This is a genomic window from Cupriavidus sp. 30B13, assembly GCF_049059565.2.
Classification (GTDB): Bacteria; Pseudomonadota; Gammaproteobacteria; order Burkholderiales; family Burkholderiaceae; genus Cupriavidus.
On the sequence record NZ_CP188224.1, the window covers coordinates 257,105 to 279,393 of the forward strand.

Sequence of the window (22,289 nt, forward strand, 5' to 3'; positions counted from 1 at the left end):
CCAGCCCGCCATGAGCCGCAAACTGACCCAGCCCAACCCGTGGCAGCGCCTGCGCCAGTTCACCGCCGCGCGCATCGCGCTGGGCCGCGCCGGCAACAGCCAGACCACCGACACCGTGCTGGCCTTCGGCCTGGCCCATGCGCAGGCGCGCGACGCCGTGCACCTGCCGCTGGCGCGCGCCGACATCGAGCAGGCGCTGGCCGAGGCCGGCTTTGCCAGCGTGCCCGCGCACAGCGCCGCGGCGGATCGCCAGCACTACCTGCGCCGGCCCGACCTGGGCCGCCGGCTCGACGACGAAAGTCGCGCGCGGCTGGCGCAGGCGCGCCCCGCCGAAGCGCCCGACGTGGTGTTCGTGATCGCCGACGGCCTTTCCGCGCTGGCGGCCGGGCGCCACGGCGTGCCGCTGCTGCAGGCCGCGCGCGCGCGCCTGCCCGGCTGGCGCATCGGCCCCGTGGTGGTTGCCGCGCAGGCGCGCGTGGCGCTCGGCGACGAGGCCGGCCACCTGCTCGGCGCGCGCCAGGTGGTGATGCTGATCGGCGAGCGGCCGGGGCTGAGCTCGCCGGACAGCCTGGGCATCTATCTGACCTATGCGCCGCGCCCGGGCCGCAGCGACGCCGAGCGCAACTGCATTTCCAACGTGCGGCCCGAAGGGCTGCCCTATGCGCAGGCGGCGGACAAGCTCGTCTTCCTGCTGCGCGGCGCGCTGGCGCTCGGGCGCAGCGGGGTGGACCTGAAAGACGACAGCGGCGGCGTTGCGCTGCCGGGTTCCACGCCGGACCCCGCGCCGGACGCCTTGCCCGCATCCGACTGAAAACCTGTCCGACCAAGCCGCCGGCTCCGGCCGGCCGGCTTCGTGACGCCATTTTTCCTGCAGCACCCACGACAACGAAAACGAGGAAATCGCCATGAAGCAAAAGAGCCTGCTGATCGCATCCCTGCTTGCCGCCGCGCTTGCCGCGGGCGGCTGCGCCACGCAAGACCCCGGCGCGCGCGCCGCCGCCGCCGCGCAGGCCGCGGTACAGCCGCTGGCGCAGGGCCATTGGGATGCCTTCAACCGCGCCCGCATCGACGCCCTGATTGCAGCCTACGGCAAGGGCAGCCCGGGCTACGACGCGCGCAAGCCGCCGTATGCGGTGTTCGACTGGGATAACACCAGCATCTTCCTCGACATCGAAGAGGCGGTGCTGGTGTACCAGCTGCAGAACCTGCGCTTCGGCGCCACGCCGCAGCAGCTCGACACCGCCATCCGCCTGAACATCCCGCACAAGGCGTTCAACGCGCCCTTCAACAACGCCGCCGGCCAGCCGGTGGACATCGACAAGGTGGCGCCCGACATCATCGAGAGCTACACGTGGCTGTACCAGAACTACAGCGGCCTGAAGGGCAGCCAGTCGCTCGAGCAGGTCAAGGCCAGCCCGCACTACCAGAACTTCATCGCCAAGATGCGCTACCTGTACGAGGCCATCGGCGACAGCTTCGACCATGCCGTGGCCTATCCGTGGGTGACCTACCACTTCGCCGGCATGACCGGGGCACAGGTGCGCAGCCTGACCGCCGACACCGTCGCCTGGCAGCTCGGGCAGCCCATCGAGAAGGTCAAGTGGACCAGCCCCGCCGCGCTGCCCGGGCGCGCCGGCGTGGTCTCGGTGAGCTGGAAGAACGGCCTGCGGCTGGTGCCCGAGATGCAGGACCTCTACGCGCGCATGCGCGCGGCCGGCTTCGACGTGTGGGTGTGCTCGGCGTCGTTCGTCGACGTGGTCAAGGAGATTTCCTCCAACCCCGCCTACGGCTACGGCAACCCCGCCGACCGCGTGCTGGCGATGGAGCTCGAACGCGACGCGCAGGGCGTGATCCAGCCCGAATTCCGCCGCGGCTACGCGCAGACGCAAGGCAAGGGCAAGACGCAGACCATCGAGCGCTTCCTGGTGTCGCGCTACGGCTACGGCCCGGTCTTCGTCGCCGGCGACAGCGAGGGCGACCAGAACATGATGCAGGACTTCGCCGACACGCGCGCCGTGCTGATCGTCAACCGCCTGCGCGCCAGCGACATCGGCAAGCTCTCCGGCGTGGCGGTGCAGACCTACGGCAAGCCCGACGCCAAGTACCTGCTGCAGGGCCGCGACGACAACGCGGGCGTGTTCGTGGCGTCGCAGGCGCACACGCCGCTGGGGGCGACGCAAGGGAAGCTGCTGAAGTAGCCTGGGCGCTGCCTGGCGTCATGCGTGGCGCCGCAACGAAGCGGCCATTTGCCCCGCGCCTTCACCCCAGGTCGAACACCCGGCCCGGACTCAGGATATTGTTCGGGTCCAGCGACCGCTTCAGCAGCCGCATCAGCGCCAGTTCCCCGGGCGAGCGCGAGCAGTGCAGGTAAGGCTTCTTGTGGAAGCCGATGCCGTGCTCGGCCGAGATGCTGCCCTGGAAATCCCGCACCACGGCGTACACCGCACCGGAGATCTCGTGCTCGGGGAAGTCCTCGTCGGTGGCGCCGGGCAGGCGCACGCTGACGTGCAGGTTGCTGTCGCCCACGTGGCCGAAGTTGACCAGCTCGGCATGCGGCCACGTGGCCAGCACGCGCGCGCGCAGCGCGTCGGCGAAGTCACCGATGCGGCCGATCGGCAGGCTGACGTCGAAGGCGGCGTTGGGCGCCCACATCACCGGGAACTCGGCCACGGCGTCGCGCAGTTGCCAGAAGCTCTGCGCTTCCTTGTGGCTGGCCGCGACCGCCGCGTCCTGGATCAGGCCGGCTTCCATCGCCGCTTCCAGCATGCCTTCGAAGGCGGGCGCGTCCTGCGCGGCGTCGTTGCCCTGCAGGTCGAGCAGCACGTAGAACGGATGGCCGGCGGGCAGCGGCGCGCGCACGCCGGCCACCTGCGTGGTGACCACGCCGTAGAAATCGGCCCACATCACTTCGAACGCGCTGAGGCGGCCCGAGAGTTTCTGCTGGGCATGGCGCAGCAGGCGCACCACGTCGCCGTAGCCGGACAGCGCGCACAGCGCGGTCTGGGTGGCGGCCGGCAGCGGGGCCAGCCGCAGCACCGCGCGCGTGATCACGCCGAGCGTGCCTTCGCTGCCGATGAAAAGCTGGCGCACGTCGTAGCCGGCATTGTTCTTCTGCATCTTGTTGAGCGAGGACACCACGGTGCCGTCGGCCAGCACGGCTTCCAGCCCGAGCACCTGGTCGCGCATCATGCCGTAGCGGATCACGCGGTTGCCGCCGGCGTTGGTGGCGATATTGCCGCCGATCTGGCAACTGCCGCGCGCGCCGAGGTCCACCGCCAGCAGCCAGCCGGCCTCGCGCGCCGCATCCTGCGCGGCCTGCAGCGTGGTGCCCGCCAGCACGGTCATGGTGCCGGCCTGCGTGTCGATCTCTTCCACGCCGCGCATGCGTTCGAGCGACAGCACCACCTCGCCGCCCGCCGGCGTGGCCGCGCCAGCCAGCCCGGTGAGGCCGCCTTGCGGCACCACCGGCTGGCCGACGCGGTTGCACAGCGCCAGCACGGCGGCGACTTCCGCGCTGCTGCGCGGGCGCACCACGGCCAGCGGCGGCGCGCCCAGCGGCGCGTACCAGTCCTTGCGAAAGCGCGTCTCGATCGCGTCGCCGGCCTGCAGGCCGGGGCCGTCCAGCAAGGCGGCCAGCGCCTCGAGGATGGCGCCGGGCGCCTTGCTTGCGGGGTTGGAATCGGTCATGTCGGCCACGTGGCGATGCGAAAGCAGCAATACTAGGGCACGGCGGCAAGCGGCGGGAAGGGCCAATCGCGGTCCGCGGCATGGCGCCACGGCGGCGCGCGCGCAGGCCGCCCTACGCGCCGCTCCACGCCTCCTGGTTGATCGCCGCGGCGGGCGCGCGGCGCGGCGACTGCGTGCGCGCCAGGTGCTCCAGCGCGGGCTCGATCACTTCGGCGAGCTTATGGAAGGCCGGCGCGATCTGGTCGTCCGGCACGCAGGCGTAGCCCAGCAGCAGGCCCTGGCTGGTGGCCCGCGCCGGATCGGCGAAGTAGCGCGACAGCGGCCGCGTGGACAGGCCCTGCGTGCGCGCCGCCATGCTGATGCCGAGATCGTCGGCGCCGGGCGGCAGGTGGATCACCATGTGCAGGCCGGCCTCGTGCGTGGAGGTCGGCCAGTCCGCGCCCAGGCGCGCGGCGATGGCCTCGCGCAGCAGGCCCTGGCGCTGCGCGTAGCGCTGGCGCACGCGGCGGATATGGGTGGCGTAGTGGCCTTCCTCGATGAAGTCGGCCAGCACCGCCTGCTGCATCAGCTGGCCCTCGCGGAACAGCTCCGACAGCCCCGTGGCGAAATGCGGCGCGAGCGGCTTGGGCAGCACCATGAAGCCCATGCGCAGCCCGGGGAACAGCGTCTTGGAGAACGTGCCCATGTAGATCACGCGGTCGTGCTCGTCCAGGCCCTGCAGCGAAGCCAGCGGCCGGCCCTCGAAGCGGAACTCGCTGTCGTAGTCGTCCTCCACGATCCACGCGCCGCGCTGGCGCGCGTACTCGAGCAGCATGCGCCGGCGCGACAGGCTCATCACCATGCCGAGCGGATACTGGTGCGACGGCGTGGCGAAGATGAAGCGCGGCGGGTTCTGCAGCGTGGCCGCGTCGGGCGCGATGCCTTCGCCGTCCACCGGGATCGGGATGGTCTCGATGCCCGCGCTGTTGAGCAGGCTGCGCGTGCCCCAGTAGCCCGGGTCTTCCATCCAGGCCTTGTCGCCGGGGTCGCCGAGCAGGCGCGCGATCAGGTCGATGGCCTGGTGGATGCCGGTGGTCAGGATGATCTGCTCGGGCTCGCAGCGCACCGAGCGCACCAGCCGCAGGTGCTCGGCCAGCACCCGGCGCAGCGGCATGTAGCCGCCGTTGTGCGCATACGTCAGCAGTTCCGGCTTGGGTGCGCGCCAGTGCTTGTTGAGCAGGCGCGCCCAGACAGCGTGCGGAAACAGCGAGACATCGGGCACGCCCGCGACGAACGCGCCCCATTGCCGGTCCGATGCACCGGAATGCGACACCAGGTGCTGGCCGCGCCGCGATAACGTGAAGCGGTTCGGGTTTTGCTGCACCGCAGGCACAGCGATGGTGCCACTTTGCGCCCTTCCGTTGTGCAATGCACTATGGTCGGGAAAACTCTGCGACACGAAGGTGCCACTTCCGCTGGAGGCGGTGACGTAGCCCTCCGCCAACAACTGCTCGTAGGCATACAGCACGGTGTTGCGCGAGACCCCGACCTCCTTCGCCAGGAGCCGCGACGCAGGCAGCTTGCTACCCGCAACCAAAGACCCAGCAAGGATTTCCTGCCGAATGATCTCGTAGAGCTGGCGGTTCATATGCGCGCCGCTCTTGTCTTCCGCACCATCGGCGGGCCTTTCCAGACGCTGCAGCAGCAGCTCCGACAGAATCGTCTCTTTCAAAGTGGCACCGGCTAAAAAGCGAAACATGGACCTACCGATGGTACCAATGATCGGCTAACTTTCGACACATCTTGTTGGGTTCGTCGTTTTTCAGACGAACGTCTTGCCGATTCGGCTGATTCGATCCCCCTCCGGCCACGCTCGCATGCGCATGCCGGACCAGTCAGTGGAGCCACCATGCAACGTCCCGCCGGCAGTGCCGCGATTTCCGCCACGCCCGATCTTCCCGCGCTGACAACCGATGCCATTGCCGCCGCCGTGCGCGCGCTCGAGCCGTACATGGTGCGCACGCTGTCGGACTTCGTGGCGGCGCCGAGCCCGTCGGGGCAGGAGCAGCCCGCGGTGGCCTTCATGGAAGGCGCGCTGCGCGAGCTCGGCCTCGAATCCGAGCGCATCTACCTGCGCAGCGAAGCGCTCAAGGACCTGCCGCTGTTCTCGCCGCCGTGCTGCCCGGACGGCGGCCGCTACAACCTGCTCGCCACGCACCGGCCTGCCGCCCGGGGCGGCCGCTCGGTGCTGTTCAACGGCCATCTCGACGTGGTGCCGACCGGTCCCGAGTCGATGTGGCGCCAGTCGCCGTATGCGCCGTTCGTCGAGGACGGCTGGCTGTTCGGGCGCGGCGCGGGCGACATGAAGGCCGGCATCGTCTGCACGCTGGCCGCGTTCAAGGCGCTCAAGGACCTCGGCGTGCAGCCCGCCGGCGCGGTCGGTTTCAACTCCGTGCTGGAAGAAGAGAACACCGGCAACGGCGCGCTGGCCACGGTGGCCGCGCTGCGCAGCGCGGTGGGCGCGGGCAAGCTGGCCTCGTTCGACACCGTGGTGATCCCCGAGCCGTTCGGCGAAACCATGATGAGCGCGCAGATGGGCGTGTTCTGGATGTTCGTCGATCTCACCGGCCGCCCGGCGCATGCCGCCTACATGTCCAGCGGCGTGAACCCGGTCGAGGCCGCCATCGAGGTGATCGCCGACCTGCGCCGCCTCGAGGCCGAGTGGAACCTGCCGCAGAACCGTCCCGCCGCGTACCGCGACCACGCGCACCCGATCAATTTCAACATCGGCCAGATCCAGGGCGGCGAGTGGAATTCCTCGGTGCCCTGCACCTGCACGCTGGGCGTGCGCATCGGCTTCTTCCCGTCCATGGACGTCAACGACGCCAAGGCGCGCGTGGCGGACTGCGTGCGCGCCACGCTCGCGCGCCTGGCCAGCAACCTGCAGCTCGACATCCGCTACGAGGGTTTCCACGCGCCCGGATGCGAGTTCGACCTGGAGGGCGACGGCATGCAGGCGCTCGCGGCCGCGCACCGCAAGGCCACCGGCGAGCCCGTGCGGCGCGAAGCCTCCACCGCCACCACCGATGCGCGCCATTTCCGCATGATGCTGGAAACGCCGGTGACCTGCTACGGCCCGCAGGCACGCAACATCCACGGCATCGACGAGTCGGTTTCCATCGAGAGCATGGTGCGCGTGGCCACCACGCTCGCGCAGTTCATGCACGACTGGTGCGGCATCGAGCCGGCCGCCGCCTGAGCGCGCAATCACGTAGCCACGGCAGCCGCAGCAGCCGCAGCAAGCCGCGGCAATCGTCTTTCGTACCTTCCGTATCCGCAGAGCACGATCACTACCACAGGAAACTGACCGATGAAATTCTTCACCCAACACCTGAAAAAGAGCTTTGGCAAAAGCCTGGTGTCGATGGCGCTGGCCAGCGCCGGCCTGGCGTTCGCGCCGGTGCTGCTGCCCGCGGGCAGCGCCGCGGCGCAGACCGTTGGCGGCACCTTGTCCGGCATCGTCCAGCCCGAGCCGCCGATCCTGGTGAGCGCGCTGAACTCGCAGGCGCCCACGCAATACATCGCCGGCAAGATCTACCAGGGCCTGCTGACCTACGGCCCGGACCTCAAGCCGCGCCCGGAGCTGGCCAAGTCGTGGAAGATCTCGCCGGACGGCCTGACCTACACCTTCGAGCTGCAGCAGGGCGTGAAGTGGCACGACGGCAAGCCGTTCACCTCGGCCGACGTGGTGTTCTCGATCGACAAGATGCTGCGCGAGGTGCACGTGCGCACGCGCGCGGTGATCAACAAGTACATGGACTCGATCCGCGCGGTCAACGACAGCACCGTGGAGATCAAGCTCAAGGAGCCGTTCCCGCCGTTCATCTCGATGTTCGAGACCGGCACCATGCCGATGATGCCCAAGCACATCTACGACGGCACCGACTACCGCAACAACCCGGCCAACCAGAAGCCCGTCGGCACCGGTCCCTTCATGTTCAAGGAGTGGAAAAAGGGCGCCTACATCAAGCTGGCCAAGAACCCCAACTACTGGAAGAAGGGCAAGCCCTACCTGGACGAGCTGGTGTTCTACGTGATCCCGGACTCGGCCTCGCGCGCGGTGGCCTTCGAGAAGGGCGACGTGCAGGTGCTGCGCGGCGGCGACGTCGACAACGTGGACGTCAAGCGCCTGCGCGCGCTGCCCAACGTGGAATACACCACCAAGGGCTGGGAGATGTTCTCGCCGATGTCCAACCTGCTGATGAACGAGCGCAAGCCGCCGTTCAACAACGTCAAGGTGCGCCAGGCGGTGATGCATGCGCTCAACCGCAAGCTGATCGTCGACAACATCTTCTTCGGCATGGGCAAGCCGGCGGTGAGCCCGTTCGCCTCGGCCACGCTGTTCTTCGACAAGAACATGCCGGCCTATGACTTCAACCTGAAGAAGGCGCGCGACCTGATCAAGGAGTCGGGCGTCAACGTCGGCCAGTACCCGGTCAAGATCCTGTCGTCGTCGTACGGCGCCAACTGGGACCGCCTCGACGAGTACATGAAGCAGATGCTCGAGCAGCTCGGCTTCAAGGTGAGCATCGAGTCGGCCGATGCCGGCACGTGGTCCAGCCGCGTCAGCAACTGGGACTTCGACCTGACCGCCACCTACACCTACCAGTACGGCGACCCCGCGCTCGGCGTGGAGCGGCTCTACGTGACCAAGAACATCGTCAAGGGCACGCCGTTCGCCAACGTGCAGGGCTACAGCAACGCGCAGGCCGATGCGCTGTGGGCCCAGGCCGGCGTCGCGCTGGACGCGGGCGAGCGCCAGAAGCTGTACAGCGAAGTGCAGAAGATCCTGGTGACCGAAGTGGCCGCCGGCAACCTGTTCGAGCTGGAGTTCCCCACGCTGTACCGCAAGAACGTCAAGAACCTCGTGACCACCGCGATCGGGCTGAACGAGTCGTTCGACAACGTTTCCATCGAGAAGAACTGAGTCGTGCAGATGCATGACGGGGCGTGCCGGGTTCCGCAGCGGAATCCGCGCCCGCCCCGGGCCGTTCCCGCGCCCGCGGGAACGGCGCAGCAATGTGGGCGCGATGGCGCCCGGGCCCAGCCTTTGCCCGCGTGGAGCATGCCGTGAATTTCCTCTCTTTCCTGTTGTCCCGCTTGTGGAAGGCCCTGGTGGTCGTCCTCGGCGTGGTCATCATCAATTTCTTCCTGATCCGCATGGCGCCGGGCGACCCCGCCACCGTCATGGCGGGCGAGGCCGGCGCCGGCGATGCCGCCTTCGTCAACCAGCTGCGCGAGCAGTTCGGCCTGGACCAGCCGGTGCTGACCCAGCTCGGCATCTATCTCAAGGGCGTGGCCAGGCTCGACCTGGGCTACTCGTACCGCAACCACCTGCCGGTGCTGGACCTGATCCTCGACCGCCTGCCGGCCACCTTCGTGCTGATGAGCGGCGCGTTCCTGTTCTCGCTGGTGCTCGGCGTGCTGCTGGGCGTGATCTCGGCGCGCACGCGCTACGAGAACAAGCGCCGCTGGATCGACAGCGCGGTGATGTCCGGCGCGCTGCTGCTGTACGCCACGCCGCTGTTCTGGCTGTCGCTGATGGCCATCATCCTGTTCTCGGTGGTGCTGGGCTGGCTGCCCGCCTTCGGCATGGAAACCATCGGCGCCGGCTACACGGGCCTGGCGCGCGTGCAGGACGTGGCGCTGCACATGGTGCTGCCCACCATCTCGCTGGGCTGCTTCTTCATGGCGGTGTACGTGCGCCTCACGCGCGCTTCCATGCTGGAAGTGATGGGCATGGACTTCGTCAAGACCGCGCGCGCCAAGGGCGTGCCGGCCGGGCGCGTGATCCGCGTGCACGTGCTGCGCAACGCGCTGCTGCCGGTGATCACCTTCGCCGGCATCCAGCTCGGCCAGATGGCCGGCGGCGCGGTGCTGACCGAGACCGTGTTCTCGTGGCCGGGCATCGGCCGCCTGATGTTCGACGCGCTGCTGCAGCGCGACTACCAGTTGCTGCTGGGCATTTTCTTCGTCACCTCGGCGCTGGTGGTGTTCTTCAACCTGGTGACGGACATCGTCTACCGCTTCATCGACCCCCGCATCGCGGTGGGCGGCAAGGGAGCCGCGGCATGAAAGCCTTCGCTCGACGTTATGCGCGCAACTACGGCGCGGTGATCGGCCTGCTGGTGCTGCTGGCCGTGGTGGCGGTGGCGCTGCTCGCGCCCGTGCTGTACGAGGACTCGCCGTGGCTGATGGTGGGCGAGCCGCTGGTGCACCCGTTCGCCGACGCGGCCTATCCGTTCGGCACCGACATGCTGGGCCGCGACATCACCGCCGGCATGCTGTACGGCGCGCGCGTCTCGCTGCTGGTGGGCGTGATCTCCACCGGCGTGGCGCTGGTGTTCGGCATCCTGATCGGCTCGGTGGCCGGCTACTGCGGCGGCCGCGTGGACGACGCGCTGATGCGCTTCACCGAGTTCTTCCAGACCATTCCGCAACTGGCCATGGCGGTGGTGATCGTGGCCATCTTCAACCCGACCATCTACTCCATCGTGGCGGCCATCTCGGTGGTGTCGTGGCCGCCCGTGGCGCGCCTGGTGCGCGGCGAGTTCCTCACGCTCAAGCAGCGCGAGTTCGTGCAGGCGGCGGTGGTGATCGGCCAGAAGCCGCTGCGCATCATCCTCACGCAGATCCTGCCCAACGCCATGTCGCCCATCATCGTCTCGGCCTCGTTCATGGTGGCCACGGCGATCCTGACCGAGTCGGCGCTGTCCTTCCTCGGCCTGGGCGACCGCAACATGATGAGCTGGGGCTTCATGATCGGCGCGGCCCGCACCATGATCCGCGAAGCCTGGTGGATGAGCGTGTGGCCGGGCGTGGCGATCCTGCTCACGGTGCTGTCCATCAACCTGATCGGCGAAGGCCTGAACGACGCCATGAACCCCCAGCTGCGCCGCCGCGGCGAATGATCGAAAGGATGCCGCACATGCAAGCACCAGACCAGAATCCCGCGCAGAACGCCGCGCCGCTGCTGTCCGTGCGCGACCTCACCATCGCGCTGCCCGCCGGCGGCGACCGCCCGCACGCGGTCAGGGACGTGAGCTACGACCTGCGCGCCGGCGAGATCCTGTGCATCGTCGGCGAGTCCGGCTCGGGCAAGTCGATGAGCGCCAACGCCATCATGGGCCTGCTGCCGCCCTACCTCAAGCCGCAGGGCGGCCAGATCCTGTTCAAGGGCCGCGACCTGCTGGCGCTCGACGAAAACACCCTGCTGTCGATGCGCGGCAAGGACATGGCGATGGTGTTCCAGGAACCGCTGTCCGCGCTCAACCCGGTGATGACAGTGGGCGAGCAGATCGCCGAGGTGATGCGCGTGCACGGCGCCTATCCGGGCGAGGCGCGCAACCGCCGCGTGCTGGAACTGCTGGAATTCGTCGGCCTGCCCGACCCCGCCACGCTGACCCACAGCTACCCGTTCCGCCTGTCCGGCGGCCAGCGCCAGCGCGTGGTGATCGCCATGGCGCTGGCGCTCGAGCCCGCGCTGCTGATCGCCGACGAGCCCACCACCGCGCTGGACGTCACCACGCAGGCGCAGATCCTGGCGCTGATCAAGCGCATCCAGGCCGAGAAGGGCATGGGCGTGATGTTCGTCACGCACGACTTCGGCGTGGTGGCGGAGATCGCCGACCGCGTGGCCGTGATGGAAAAAGGCGTGCTGGTGGAAATGGGCCCGGCGCAGCAGGTGCTCAACCACCCGCAGCATCCCTATACGCGCCGCCTCATCGGCGCGGTGCCGCACGGGCGCGCCAAGGAGCGCCAGGCGGACGCGGCCGAGACCGTGCTGGAAGTGCGCGACCTGCGCAAGACCTACGTCTCGGGCGGCGGCCTGTTCAGCAAGAAGCGCGTGGTCAACGCGGTGGATGGCGTGAGCTTCCGCGTGCAGCGCGGGCAGACGCTGGGCATCGTCGGCGAGTCCGGCTCGGGCAAGTCCACCATCGGCAAGTGCCTGCTCAAGCTGACCGGCATCGACGGCGGCGAGCTGCTGTTCGACGGGCAGGACATCGCGCGGCTGAGCGAGCGGCAATTCCGCCCGCTGCGCAGCGACGTGCAGATGATCTTCCAGGACCCGTTCGCCTCGCTCAACCCGCGCCACACGGTGGGCCGCATCATCACCGACGGCCCGGTCGCCAACGGCGTGCCGCTGGCACAGGCCCAGGCGCGCGGGCGCGAGCTGCTGCAGCTGGTGGGGCTGGAGCCGTCGGCGTTCGACCGCTATCCCAACCAGTTCTCGGGCGGCCAGCGCCAGCGCGTCGGCATCGCGCGCGCGCTCGCGCTGGAGCCCAAGCTGCTGGTGGCCGACGAATCGGTCTCCGCGCTCGACGTCTCGGTGCAGGCGCAGGTGCTGCAGCTGCTGGCCGACCTGCAGAAGCGCCTGAACATCGGCCTGATCTTCATCACGCACGACCTGCGCGTGGCCGCGCAGATCTGCCATCACGTGATCGTGATGCACAAGGGGCGCGTGGTGGAGTCCGGCCCGCCCGACCAGATCTTCGACGCGCCGCGCCACGAATACACGCAGCGCCTGATTGCCGCGGTCCCCGGCAAGGAATGGGACCCGACCCTGATCCGCGCCGCTGCCTGAGGGCAGCGCGCAACAACCCGACATCAAAGACGGAGCAACGACAGATGAAGAACGCCGAACTGGTTCGCCGCAAGGACGCCGCCACCCCGCGTGGCGTGGGCGTGATGTGCAATTTCTACGCCGAGCGCGCCGAGAATTCGGAGATCTGGGATGTGGAGGGCAAGCGCTATATCGACTTCGCCGCCGGCATCGCCGTGCTCAACACCGGCCACCGCCATCCGCGCCTGGTCGAGGCGATCCAGCGCCAGCTCGACCGTTTCACCCATACCGCGTACCAGATCGTGCCGTACGCCAGCTACATCGAGCTGGCCGAGAAGATCAACCAGCGCGCGCCGGGCCGCTCGGCCAAGAAGACCGCTTTCTTCACCACCGGCGCCGAAGCCGTCGAGAACGCCATCAAGATCGCCCGCGCCGCCACCGGCCGGCCCGGCGTGATCGCCTTCTCGGGCGGCTTCCACGGCCGCACCATGATGGGCATGGCGCTGACCGGCAAGGTGGTGCCGTACAAGGTGGGCTTCGGGCCGTTCCCGGGCGAGGTGTTCCACGCGCCGTATCCGTGCGCGCTGCACGGCGTGTCGGTGGACGACTCGCTCAAGGCGCTGCAGCACCTGTTCAAGGCCGACGTGGATCCCAAGCGCGTGGCCGCCATCATCTTCGAGCCGGTGCAGGGCGAGGGTGGCTTCAACGTGGCGCCGCCGGCCTTCGTCAAGGCGCTGCGCGCGGTCTGCGACGAGCACGGCATCCTGCTGATCGCCGACGAGGTGCAGACCGGCTTCGGCCGCACCGGCAAGTTGTTCGCGATGGAGCACTACGACGTGGCGCCGGACCTGACCACCATGGCCAAGAGCCTGGCCGGCGGCATGCCGCTGTCGGCGGTGTGCGGCCGCGCCGAGGTCATGGACGCGCCCGCGCCTGGCGGCCTGGGCGGCACCTATGCCGGCAACCCGCTGGCGGTGGCTTCCGCGCTGGCCGTGCTCGACGTGCTCGAAGGCGAGCAACTGATCCCGCGCGGCGCCGCGCTCGGCCAGCGCCTGGTGGAGCGGCTGGAAAGCCTGAAGCCGCGCGTGCCGCAGATCGCCGAAGTGCGCGGCCTGGGCGCGATGGTGGCGGTGGAGTTCCGCCGCGCCGACGGCTCGCCCGACGCCGAGTTCACGCGCGAGGTGCAGAACCGCGCGCTGGAGCAGGGCCTGCTGCTGCTGTCGTGCGGCGTGTACGGCAACGTGATCCGTTTCCTGTTCCCGCTCACGATTCCCGACGCGGTGATGAACGAAGGGCTGGACATCCTGGCCGACGTGCTCACGCGCTGAGGCCGGGCCGCTGCGGCCCGCGCTCCGGCACTTCAAGACCAACATAACGAGACAGAACATCATGCAACTCAAGGATCCCAGCCTGCTGCGCTCGCAGGCCTTCGTCGGCGGCCTGTGGCAGGACGCCGACAGCGGCGCCACCTTCGCCGTCACCAACCCGGCCGGCGGCGCGCTGATCGGCACCGTGCCGCTGATGGGCGCCGCCGAGACGCGCCGCGCCATCGAGGCCGCGCGCGTGGCGCAGGCCGCGTGGCGGCGCAAGACCGCGCGCGAGCGCGCCCAGGTGATGCGCGCCTGGTACGACCTGATGATCGCCAACGCCGACGATCTCGCCGTGCTGATGACCTGCGAGCAGGGCAAGCCGCTGGCCGAGGCGCGCGGCGAGGCGCTTTATGCCGCCTCCTTCCTGGAATGGTTCGCCGAGGAAGCCAAGCGCGTAAACGGCGACGTGCTGGCCACGCCGGCGGCCGACAAGCGCCTGCTGGTGGTCAAGGAGCCGGTGGGCGTGTGCGCGGCCATCACGCCGTGGAATTTCCCGCTGGCCATGATCACGCGCAAGGCCGGCCCCGCGCTGGCCGCCGGCTGCGCCATGGTGCTCAAGCCGGCCGAGGACACGCCGCTGTCGGCGCTCGCGCTGGCCTTGCTGGCCGAGCGCGCCGGGCTGCCGGCCGGCCTGCTCAGCGTGGTGACCGGCGACGCCGCCAGCTCGATCGAGATCGGCGGCGAGCTGACCGGCAGCCCCGTGGTGCGCAAGCTCAGCTTCACCGGCTCCACCGAAGTGGGCCGCATCCTGATGCGCCAGTCCGCGCCCACCATCAAGAAGCTGTCGCTGGAACTCGGCGGCAACGCGCCGTTCATCGTGTTCGACGATGCGGATCTCGACGCCGCGGTGGAAGGCGCGATGGCTTCCAAGTACCGCAACGCGGGGCAGACCTGCGTCTGCGCCAACCGCCTCTACGTGCACGACAAGGTGTACGACGCCTTCGCGCAGAAGCTGGTGGCCGCGGTGGCAAAGCTCAAGGTCGGCGACGGCCTCGAGCCCGGCGTGCTGCAGGGCCCGCTGATCAACGAGGACGCGGTGGCCAAGGTCGAGCAGCACATCGCCGACGCCGTGGGCAAGGGCGCGCGCGTGCTCTGCGGCGGCAAGCGCCACCGCCTCGGCGGCACCTTCTTCGAGCCCACCGTGCTGGCCGGCGTCACGCCCGCCATGCTGGTGGCGAAGGAAGAAACCTTCGGCCCGCTCGCGCCGCTGTTCCGCTTTGGCAGCGACCAGGAAGTCATCGACATGGCCAACGACACCGAGTTCGGCCTGGCGTCCTACTTCTACAGCCGCGACATCGGCCGCGTGTGGCGCGTGGCCGAGGCGCTGGAATACGGCATGGTGGGCATCAACACCGGGCTGATCTCCAACGAGGTGGCGCCGTTCGGCGGCGTCAAGCAATCGGGCCTGGGCCGCGAAGGTTCCAGCTACGGCATCGAGGAATACCTCGAGACCAAGTACCTGTGCATGGGCGGCGTGGACCGCTGAGCCCGCACGGCAACCCCCTCACGCCCTTCAGCCATCACGCCCTTCAGGAGAGCCGCCATGAGCAGACCCCAAGCCGTTCCCACCGTTCAGGTCGACAACGACCGCGTGGCCGTCACCGAGTGGCGCTTCGCGCCGGGCGCCGAGACCGGCCACCACCGCCACGGCCATGACTACGTGGTGGTGCCGATGACCACCGGCGCGCTGCGGCTGGAGACGCCGGCCGGCGAAGTGGTCAGCCAGCTGGTGGCGGGCCGGGCCTACTACCGCGCGGCCGGCGTGGAGCACAACGTCATCAACGCGCACGAAGGCGAGTGCGTGTTCGTGGAAATCGAGATCAAGCGATGAATGCACCTTCAACCCACGCCGCCGCGCCGCGCGAGCGCAACGGCGGCCAGATCCTGGTCGAGCAGTTGCGCATCCAGGGCGTCAAGCGCGTGTTCCTGGTGCCGGGCGAAAGCTACCTGCCCTGCATCGACGCGCTGTACGACCACCAGGACGCGATCGAGCCCATCGTGTGCCGGCAGGAAAGCGGCGCCGGCTACATGGCGGAGGCCTACGGCAAGCTCACCGGCGAGCCCGGCATCTGCTTCGTCACGCGCGGGCCCGGCGCCACCAACGCCAGCATCGCCGTGCACACGGCGCACCAGGACTCCACGCCGATGATCCTGTTCGTCGGCCAGGTCGGCAACGACTTCATCGAGCGCGAGGCGTTCCAGGAAGTCGATTACCGCCGCATGTTCGGCCAGATGGCCAAGTGGGTGGCGCAGATCGACCGCACCGACCGCATCCCCGAGTTCATCGCGCGCGCGTTCGCGGTGGCCACCAGCGGCCGGCCCGGCCCGGTGGTGCTGGCGCTGCCCGAGGACACGCTGTGGGGCACCGCGGCGGTGGCCGACATGCCGCGCTACCAGCGCGCGCACGGCGCGCCCACGCCCGCGGCGCTGGACGCGCTGGCCGGCCTGCTGGAGCGCGCCGAGCGTCCGTTCATGCTGGTGGGCGGCTCGGGCTGGAGCGCGCCGGCGCAGCGCCGGCTCGAGGCGTTCGCCGAGCGCTTCGCGCTGCCGGTGGGCGTGGCCTGGCGCCGGCTGGAGTGCTTCGACAACCATCATCCGAACTACGCCGGCCACGTCGGCTGGGGCATGGGCGAGGCGCTGCGCCGGCGCATCCGCGAGGCCGACCTGCTGATCGCGGTGGGCACGCGCATGGGCGAAGCCACCACCGAGGGCTACACGGTGGTGGAAAGCCCGCTGCCGCGCCAGAAGCTGGTGCATGTGTACCCGGACGCCGACGAGCTGGGCCGCGTGTTCCAGCCCGCGCTGCCGGTGGCGGCGGACGTGAACGCGTTCGCCGCCGCGCTCGACGGCTTGTCGCCCGCGCGCGAACCGGCCTGGGCCGCGCACACCCGCGCGGCGCGCCAGGAGTACCTGGCCGCGCAGGAGCCCAAGGCCGCGCCCGGCAGGCTAAACCTGAACCGCGCCGCCTGCCACGTGCGCGACGTGCTGCCCGAAGACGCGTGCATCACGGTGGGCGCCGGCAACTACGCGCTGTTCCCGCATGCCTATTACCGCTTCAAGGGCGTGGGCACCAGCCTGGCGCCGACCGTGGGCTCGATGGGCTACGGCCTGCCCGCGGCGATCTCCGCCAAGCTGGAGAACCCGGAGCGCACGGTGGTCTGCTATGCCGGCGACGGCTGTTTCCAGATGAACCTGCAGGAGCTCGGCGTGGCCATGCAATACCGGCTCGGCATCGTGATCCTGGTGTTCAACAACGGCATCTGGGGCACCATCCGCTCCCACCAGGAGCGCGAATTCCCGGGCCGCACGATCGCGCTGGGCTTCGACAACCCCGAGTTCACCGAGCTGATCCGCGCCTATCGCGGCTACGGCGAGGTGGTGGACAGCGACGAAGCGTTCGGCCCCGCGTTCGCGCGTGCGCGGGCCTTCGCTGACCAGGAAAAGCTGCCGGCACTGCTGGAGTTGCGCTACGACGCCGACGGCATCGCCCCGGGCGTGACGCTCACGGAGATCCGCGAAGCCGCGTTCGCGCGGCAGCGGGCGGCCGCCTAGCGCTTTGTGCCGCTCCCTTCTCCCGCTTGCGGGAGAGGGGAGCCAACCGGCGGGAGCCAACCGGCAGTCATCTGCACCAAAGCCTCACCACGCTTCACCCAGCCTCACCACGAACACGACATCATGCGCGCCTTCTTCTCGGATGACCAACTGCTGCACCAGCCCCGCCAGTTCATGCGCGCGGGCCGCCTGTGCGAACCGACCGACGTGCCGGCGCGGGCCCATGCGCTGCAGCGCGCGCTGGCCGGGCGCGGCATCGAGCTGGCCGAGCCGGCCGATTTCGGCCGCGCGCCGCTGGAGGCCGTGCACAGCCCGGCCTACCTCGATTTCCTCGGCTATGCCCATGAGCGCTGGATGGCGCTGGCGCGGCCCGGTTTCGAGCCCGGCATCGAGGTGCTGCCGAATCTTTCGCCCTACTACAACGGCCGCGTGGACCAGCCGCGCCGCGTGCCGTGCCCGACCGACTCGATCATCGCGCAGGCCGGCTACTACCTCGGCGACCTGAGCGCGCCGCTCGGGCCGCAGAGCTGGCGCGCCATCCTGCGCTCGGCGCACAGCGCGGTGGCCGCCGCGCAGTATGTGTGCGAGCAGCAGGACCGCCAGGGCATCGCCTACTCGCTGTCGCGCCCGTCCGGCCACCATGCGCACAGTGACCGCGCGGTGGGCTTCTGCTACGTCAACAACTCCGCCATCGCCGCGGAGACGCTGCTCAAGCGCTTCGGCAAGGTGGCGGTGCTGGACGTGGACGCCCATCACGGCGACGGCACCCAGCAGATCTTCTACCAGCGCTCCGACGTGATGACGATCTCGCTGCACGCCGACCCGAGCGGCTACTACCCGTTCTATACCGGCTACGCCAACGAGCGCGGCTACGGCGCGGGCTACGGCTACAACCTGAACTTCCCGCTCGCGCACGGCACCGAGGACGACGGCTTCCTGGCCGCGCTCGACAACGCGCTCGACGCCCTGCGCGACTACCGTCCGCAGGCGCTGGTGCTGGCGCTGGGCTTCGATACCTACATCCACGATCCCATCAGCGTGCTGCGCGTGGGGCTGGACGCCTACCGCGGCATCGGCGAGCGCATCAACGCGCTGGGCGTGCCCACGGTGGTGGTGCAGGAAGGCGGCTACGAGGTCGATGCGATCGGCCCGGCGCTGGACGCCTTCCTGTCCGGCCTGGTGCCGGCGATGGCATGAACAGAGAACAACGGAGACACGACATGACCGCACTGAAGATCGACGGCGAGCGCCTGTGGCAATCGCTGATGGACCTGGCCCGCATCGGCGCCACGCCGCGCGGCGGCAACGCGCGCCTGGCGCTGACCGCGCTCGACGGTCAGGGCCGCGACCTGGTGACGGGCTGGATGCGCGAGGCCGGCCTGAGCGTCACCGTGGACCGCGTGGGCAACATCTTCGGCCGCCGCGCCGGGCGCAACGGCAGCCTGCCGCCGGTGATGACCGGCAGCCATATCGATACCCAGCCCACCGGCGGCAAGTTCGACGGCTGCTTCGGCGTGCTGGCCGGGCTGGAGGTGATGCGCACCCTCAACGACCACGGCGTGCAGACCGAGGCGCCGCTGGAGCTGGCGATCTGGACCAACGAGGAAGGCACGCGCTTCGTGCCCGTGATGATGGGCTCGGGCGTGTTCGCCGGCATCTTCCCGCTGCAGACCGCGCTGGATGCCACCGACAACGAAGGCAAGCGCGTGGCCGACGAGCTGCGCGCGATCGGCTATGCCGGCGAGGCCGAGGTGGGCGGGCGCGGGATCGGCGCGTATTTCGAGGCGCATATCGAGCAGGGGCCGGTGCTGGAGGAAGCCGACAACGTGATCGGCGTGGTGACCGGTTCGCTCGGCCTGCGCTGGTACGACCTGACCGTGACCGGCATGGAGGCGCACGCCGGCCCCACGCCGATGCCGCTGCGGCGCGACGCGCTGTACGGCGCCTCGTTCATCGTGCAGGAAGTGGTGCGCATCGCGCATGACTTCGCGCCGCACGGGCGCGGCACGGTGGGCGTGCTCGAAGTGCATCCGGCCTCGCGCAACGTGATCCCCGGCGAAGTGAAGTTCACGGTGGACCTGCGCCACCAGGATGCGGACCGCCTGGCCGAGATGGACGCGCGCTTGCGCGCGGCCTGCGCGGCGCTGGCGCGCGGCGAGACCACCGGCGCGCCGCTCGGCGTGAAGATCGAGGACGTGCAGTATTTCCCGCCCACGCCGTTCGCGCCGGAGCTGGTGGGCCACGTGCGCGGCCAGGCCGCGGCACTCGGCTACACGCACCAGGACATCGTCACCGGCGCCGGGCACGACGCGGTGTACATCGCCACGGTGGCGCCCACCGCCATGATTTTCGTGCCGTGCAAGGACGGCATCAGCCACAACGAGGTGGAGGATGCCAGGCCGGAGCACCTGGAAGCCGGCGCCAACGTGCTGCTGGGCGCGATGGTGGCGCAGGCCGGCGCATGAGCGCCGCCGTGCCGGCGGGCGGCAGCGCGGCGGGCTGGTGGCGCGGCGGCCTGATCTTCCTGTGCGCGGTGGCGCTGTTCGCCACCGTGGACGCCACCGCCAAGCACCTGGTGGGGCGCTATCCGGCGCCGTTCCTGAACGCGGTGCGCTATGCCGCCACCGCGACGGTGGCGGCCGTCATGCTGGCGCGCGCCGGGCGCCTGCGCTTCTGGCGCACGCCGCACCGCGGCCAGCTCGCGCTGCGCGGCGTGATGCTGGCGCTGGTGGGCACCTGCTTCATGACCGCGCTGCTGTGGATGCCGCTGGCCGAGGCCACCGCCATCTACTTCATGTCGCCGCTGGTGATCGTCGCGCTGTCGCCGTGGCTGCTGGGCGAGTACGTGGGGCCGCGCAAGTGGCTGGCGGTGGCCACCGGCTTCGGCGGCATGCTGCTGATCGTGCGCCCGGGCGGGCAGCTGCCGCTGCTGGGCACCTTGCTGATGGTGGCCGCGGCGCTGTCCTACGCCTTGCTGCAACTGCTGACGCGGCGCCTGGCCGGCAAGGCCGACGCGGGCGTGCAGTACGGTTTCGCGGCGGTGATCTGCCTGGTCGCCACCGGCCTGCCGGCGCCGTTCTTCCCGCCGGCCGCGTGGCCCGGCGCGGCGGACTGGCTGGCCATCCTCGCCATGGGCTTCATGAGCGCCGGCGCGCAGGTGCTGCTGATCCTGGCGCTGCAGCGCGCGCCGGCCTCCACGCTGGCGCCGCTCAACTATTGCCACCTGCTGCTGGCGCTGGTGTACAGCGCGCTGTGGTTCGGCCGCTGGCCCGACGGCCCGGCGCTGGCGGGCATCGCGCTGATCATCGCGGCCGGGCTGTCCCTGACCTTGCCAACGCGCGCGCCGGCTCCGGACGGTGCGCGCCTTCGTTCCACCTCAACCGCGGAATCATCATGAGTGAATTGCACGACCTCGCCTACTGGCGCCAGCGCGCCGCCACGGTGCCGATGCGCACCCAGGCCTATATCGGCGGCGCCTGGACCGACGCCGCCGGCGGCGCCACCTTCGAGACCCGCAACCCGGCCACCGGCGCGCTGCTGGCGCATGTCGCCGCGTGCGGCGGCGCGGACGTGGACCGCGCCGTGGCGGCCGCGCGCGCGGCGTTCGAGTCCGGCGTGTGGTCGCAGATGCCGCGCCGCGAGCGCAAGGCGGCGCTGCTGCGGCTGGCCGCGCTGATCGAGGCGCAGCGCGAGGAACTGGCGCTGCTGGAGACGCTCGACATGGGCAAGCCCATCGGCGACGCGCTGCTGTACGACATTCCCGAGGCCGCGCGCACCTATGCGTGGTACGCCGAGGCCATCGACAAGCTCTACGACGAGATCGCGCCCACCGACGGCAATACGCTGGCCACCATCACGCGCGAGCCGCTCGGCGTGGTGGCCGCGGTGGTGCCGTGGAACTACCCGCTGCTGATGGCAAGCTGGAAGGTGGCGCCGGCGCTGGCCGCCGGCAACAGCGTCATCCTCAAGCCGGCCGAGCAGTCGCCGCTGACCGCGCTGCGCCTGGCCGAGCTGGCGGAGCAGGCCGGCATTCCCGCCGGCGTGTTCAACGTGGTGCCGGGCCTGGGCGCGGAAGCGGGCCAGGCGCTGGGGCGCCACCCGGACGTGGACTGCATCGCCTTCACCGGTTCCACCGCCACCGGCAAGCGCTTCATGGAATACGCGGGCCAGTCCAACCTCAAGCGCGTGTGGCTGGAGTGCGGCGGCAAGTCGCCGCATATCGTGTTCGACGACTGCCCGGACCTCGACCGCGCCGCGCAGGCGGCCGCCGTGGGCATCTTCAACAACCAGGGCGAGATCTGCATCGCCGGCTCGCGGCTCTACGTGCAGCGCGGCATCTACGATGCCTTCATGGCGCGGCTCGAAGCGGCCGCGGCGCGCATGCAGCCCGGCGACCCGCTCGATCCGTCCTCCGCCATGGGCGCCATCGTCGACGCGCGCCAGCTCGACCGCGTGCTGTCGTTCGTCGACGCGGGCCAGCGCGAAGGCGCGCGCCTGCGCCTGGGCGGGCAGCGCGTGCGCGGCGAGAGCGGCGGCTATTTCCTCGAGCCGACCATCTTCGAGTGCCCGTCGCAGTCGCTGTCGATCGTGCGCGAGGAGATCTTCGGCCCGGTGCTGGCCGTGACCGTGTTCGACACCGAGGACGAAGCCGTGCGCATGGCCAACGATTCGCCGTACGGCCTCGGCTCCGGCTTGTGGACCGCGAACCTGTCGCGCGCGCATCGCGTTTCGCGCCGGCTGCGCGCCGGCCTGGTGTGGGTCAACTGCTACATGGACGGCGACGTCACGGTGCCGTTCGGCGGCGTCAGGCAATCCGGCAACGGGCGTGACAAGTCATTGCATGCGCTCGATAAATACACGGACCTGAAGACGACCTGGATTCATCTCGAATGACGGTATTGATTTAAAGAAATCGAGCAATTCATAACTTCGGATTTCCCGAAAAATGGCAGGACCGTATCGCACGGAAAGGGCGAACCTGTCGCCTTCTGCGCGATACTGTCCTGCTTTTTTCGTTTTTTGTGCCGGCGCGCGCCGGCTTGAAATTCCATCGCAGTGCATGAAACGGAAGCGGAAAT

17 protein-coding genes are annotated in these 22,289 nt (G+C 69.8%); 15 read left to right on the forward strand and 2 right to left on the reverse strand.

Features of this window, described 5'->3' with window-relative positions; genetic code table 11:
* Positions 1–10 precede the first annotated feature (10 nt).
* Positions 11–811: an ethanolamine ammonia-lyase subunit EutC gene (eutC, locus tag ACKI2N_RS20510; protein WP_420997829.1), complete on the forward strand. Its 801-nt coding sequence runs from the start codon at positions 11–13 to the stop codon at positions 809–811.
* Positions 812–905: 94 nt separating this feature from the next.
* Complete coding sequence (locus tag ACKI2N_RS20515) at positions 906–2,198, forward strand: haloacid dehalogenase-like hydrolase (RefSeq protein ID WP_420997828.1); 1,293 nt, start codon at positions 906–908, stop codon at positions 2,196–2,198.
* A 61-nt stretch (positions 2,199–2,259) separates the two neighbouring features.
* On the opposite strand, the gene ACKI2N_RS20520 is transcribed toward ACKI2N_RS20515, so the two are convergent.
* Together ACKI2N_RS20520 and ACKI2N_RS20525 are read right to left on the reverse strand one after the other, a co-directional pair.
* Complete coding sequence (locus ACKI2N_RS20520) at positions 2,260–3,687, reverse strand: FAD-binding oxidoreductase (protein WP_420997827.1); 1,428 nt, start codon at positions 3,685–3,687, stop codon at positions 2,260–2,262.
* 112 nt (positions 3,688–3,799) lie between these two features.
* Positions 3,800–5,398 carry a PLP-dependent aminotransferase family protein gene (locus ACKI2N_RS20525; RefSeq protein WP_420997826.1) on the reverse strand — a complete coding sequence of 533 codons (1,599 nt, stop codon included), beginning with the start codon at positions 5,396–5,398 and terminating at the stop codon, positions 3,800–3,802.
* Positions 5,399–5,575: 177 nt separating this feature from the next.
* On the opposite strand from ACKI2N_RS20525, the gene ACKI2N_RS20530 reads away from it, so the two are divergent.
* From ACKI2N_RS20530 to ACKI2N_RS20590, 13 genes are all read left to right on the forward strand, one after another.
* A complete protein-coding gene (locus ACKI2N_RS20530; RefSeq protein ID WP_420997825.1) occupies positions 5,576–6,925 on the forward strand; it encodes an ArgE/DapE family deacylase in 1,350 nt (449 codons plus the stop codon).
* Between the two features lie 165 nt (positions 6,926–7,090).
* The gene (locus ACKI2N_RS20535) at positions 7,091–8,653 is read left to right on the forward strand and encodes an ABC transporter substrate-binding protein (RefSeq protein ID WP_420997839.1); all 1,563 of its coding nucleotides are present in this window, start codon (positions 7,091–7,093) and stop codon (positions 8,651–8,653) included.
* Between the two features lie 143 nt (positions 8,654–8,796).
* Positions 8,797–9,801: an ABC transporter permease gene (locus ACKI2N_RS20540; protein ID WP_420997824.1), complete on the forward strand. Its 1,005-nt coding sequence runs from the start codon at positions 8,797–8,799 to the stop codon at positions 9,799–9,801.
* Positions 9,798–10,637, forward strand: coding sequence for an ABC transporter permease (locus ACKI2N_RS20545; protein WP_020202433.1), 840 nt, complete (start codon positions 9,798–9,800; stop codon positions 10,635–10,637). The genes ACKI2N_RS20540 and ACKI2N_RS20545 overlap by 4 nt, the downstream gene beginning before the upstream one ends.
* Before the next feature lie 8 nt (positions 10,638–10,645).
* A complete protein-coding gene (locus ACKI2N_RS20550) occupies positions 10,646–12,310 on the forward strand; it encodes an ABC transporter ATP-binding protein (RefSeq protein ID WP_420997823.1) in 1,665 nt (554 codons plus the stop codon).
* Between the two features lie 44 nt (positions 12,311–12,354).
* On the forward strand, positions 12,355–13,617 hold the full coding sequence (locus ACKI2N_RS20555; RefSeq protein ID WP_420997822.1) for a 4-aminobutyrate--2-oxoglutarate transaminase: 1,263 nt from the start codon (positions 12,355–12,357) through the stop codon (positions 13,615–13,617).
* Positions 13,618–13,678: 61 nt separating this feature from the next.
* A complete protein-coding gene (locus tag ACKI2N_RS20560) occupies positions 13,679–15,145 on the forward strand; it encodes an NAD-dependent succinate-semialdehyde dehydrogenase (protein WP_420997821.1) in 1,467 nt (488 codons plus the stop codon).
* Positions 15,146–15,202: 57 nt separating this feature from the next.
* Positions 15,203–15,490 carry a cupin domain-containing protein gene (locus ACKI2N_RS20565; protein WP_420997820.1) on the forward strand — a complete coding sequence of 96 codons (288 nt, stop codon included), beginning with the start codon at positions 15,203–15,205 and terminating at the stop codon, positions 15,488–15,490.
* The gene (locus tag ACKI2N_RS20570) at positions 15,487–17,211 is read left to right on the forward strand and encodes a thiamine pyrophosphate-binding protein (RefSeq protein ID WP_420997819.1); all 1,725 of its coding nucleotides are present in this window, start codon (positions 15,487–15,489) and stop codon (positions 17,209–17,211) included. Before ACKI2N_RS20565 ends, ACKI2N_RS20570 begins: the two co-directional genes overlap by 4 nt.
* A gap of 123 nt (positions 17,212–17,334) precedes the next feature.
* On the forward strand, positions 17,335–18,408 hold the full coding sequence (locus tag ACKI2N_RS20575; RefSeq protein WP_420997818.1) for a histone deacetylase family protein: 1,074 nt from the start codon (positions 17,335–17,337) through the stop codon (positions 18,406–18,408).
* A gap of 23 nt (positions 18,409–18,431) precedes the next feature.
* Positions 18,432–19,676 carry a Zn-dependent hydrolase gene (locus ACKI2N_RS20580; protein WP_420997817.1) on the forward strand — a complete coding sequence of 415 codons (1,245 nt, stop codon included), beginning with the start codon at positions 18,432–18,434 and terminating at the stop codon, positions 19,674–19,676.
* The gene (locus ACKI2N_RS20585; protein WP_420997816.1) at positions 19,673–20,608 is read left to right on the forward strand and encodes a DMT family transporter; all 936 of its coding nucleotides are present in this window, start codon (positions 19,673–19,675) and stop codon (positions 20,606–20,608) included. Before ACKI2N_RS20580 ends, ACKI2N_RS20585 begins: the two co-directional genes overlap by 4 nt.
* Positions 20,605–22,104: an aldehyde dehydrogenase gene (locus ACKI2N_RS20590; protein WP_420997815.1), complete on the forward strand. Its 1,500-nt coding sequence runs from the start codon at positions 20,605–20,607 to the stop codon at positions 22,102–22,104. The genes ACKI2N_RS20585 and ACKI2N_RS20590 overlap by 4 nt, the downstream gene beginning before the upstream one ends.
* Positions 22,105–22,289: the final 185 nt, after the last annotated feature.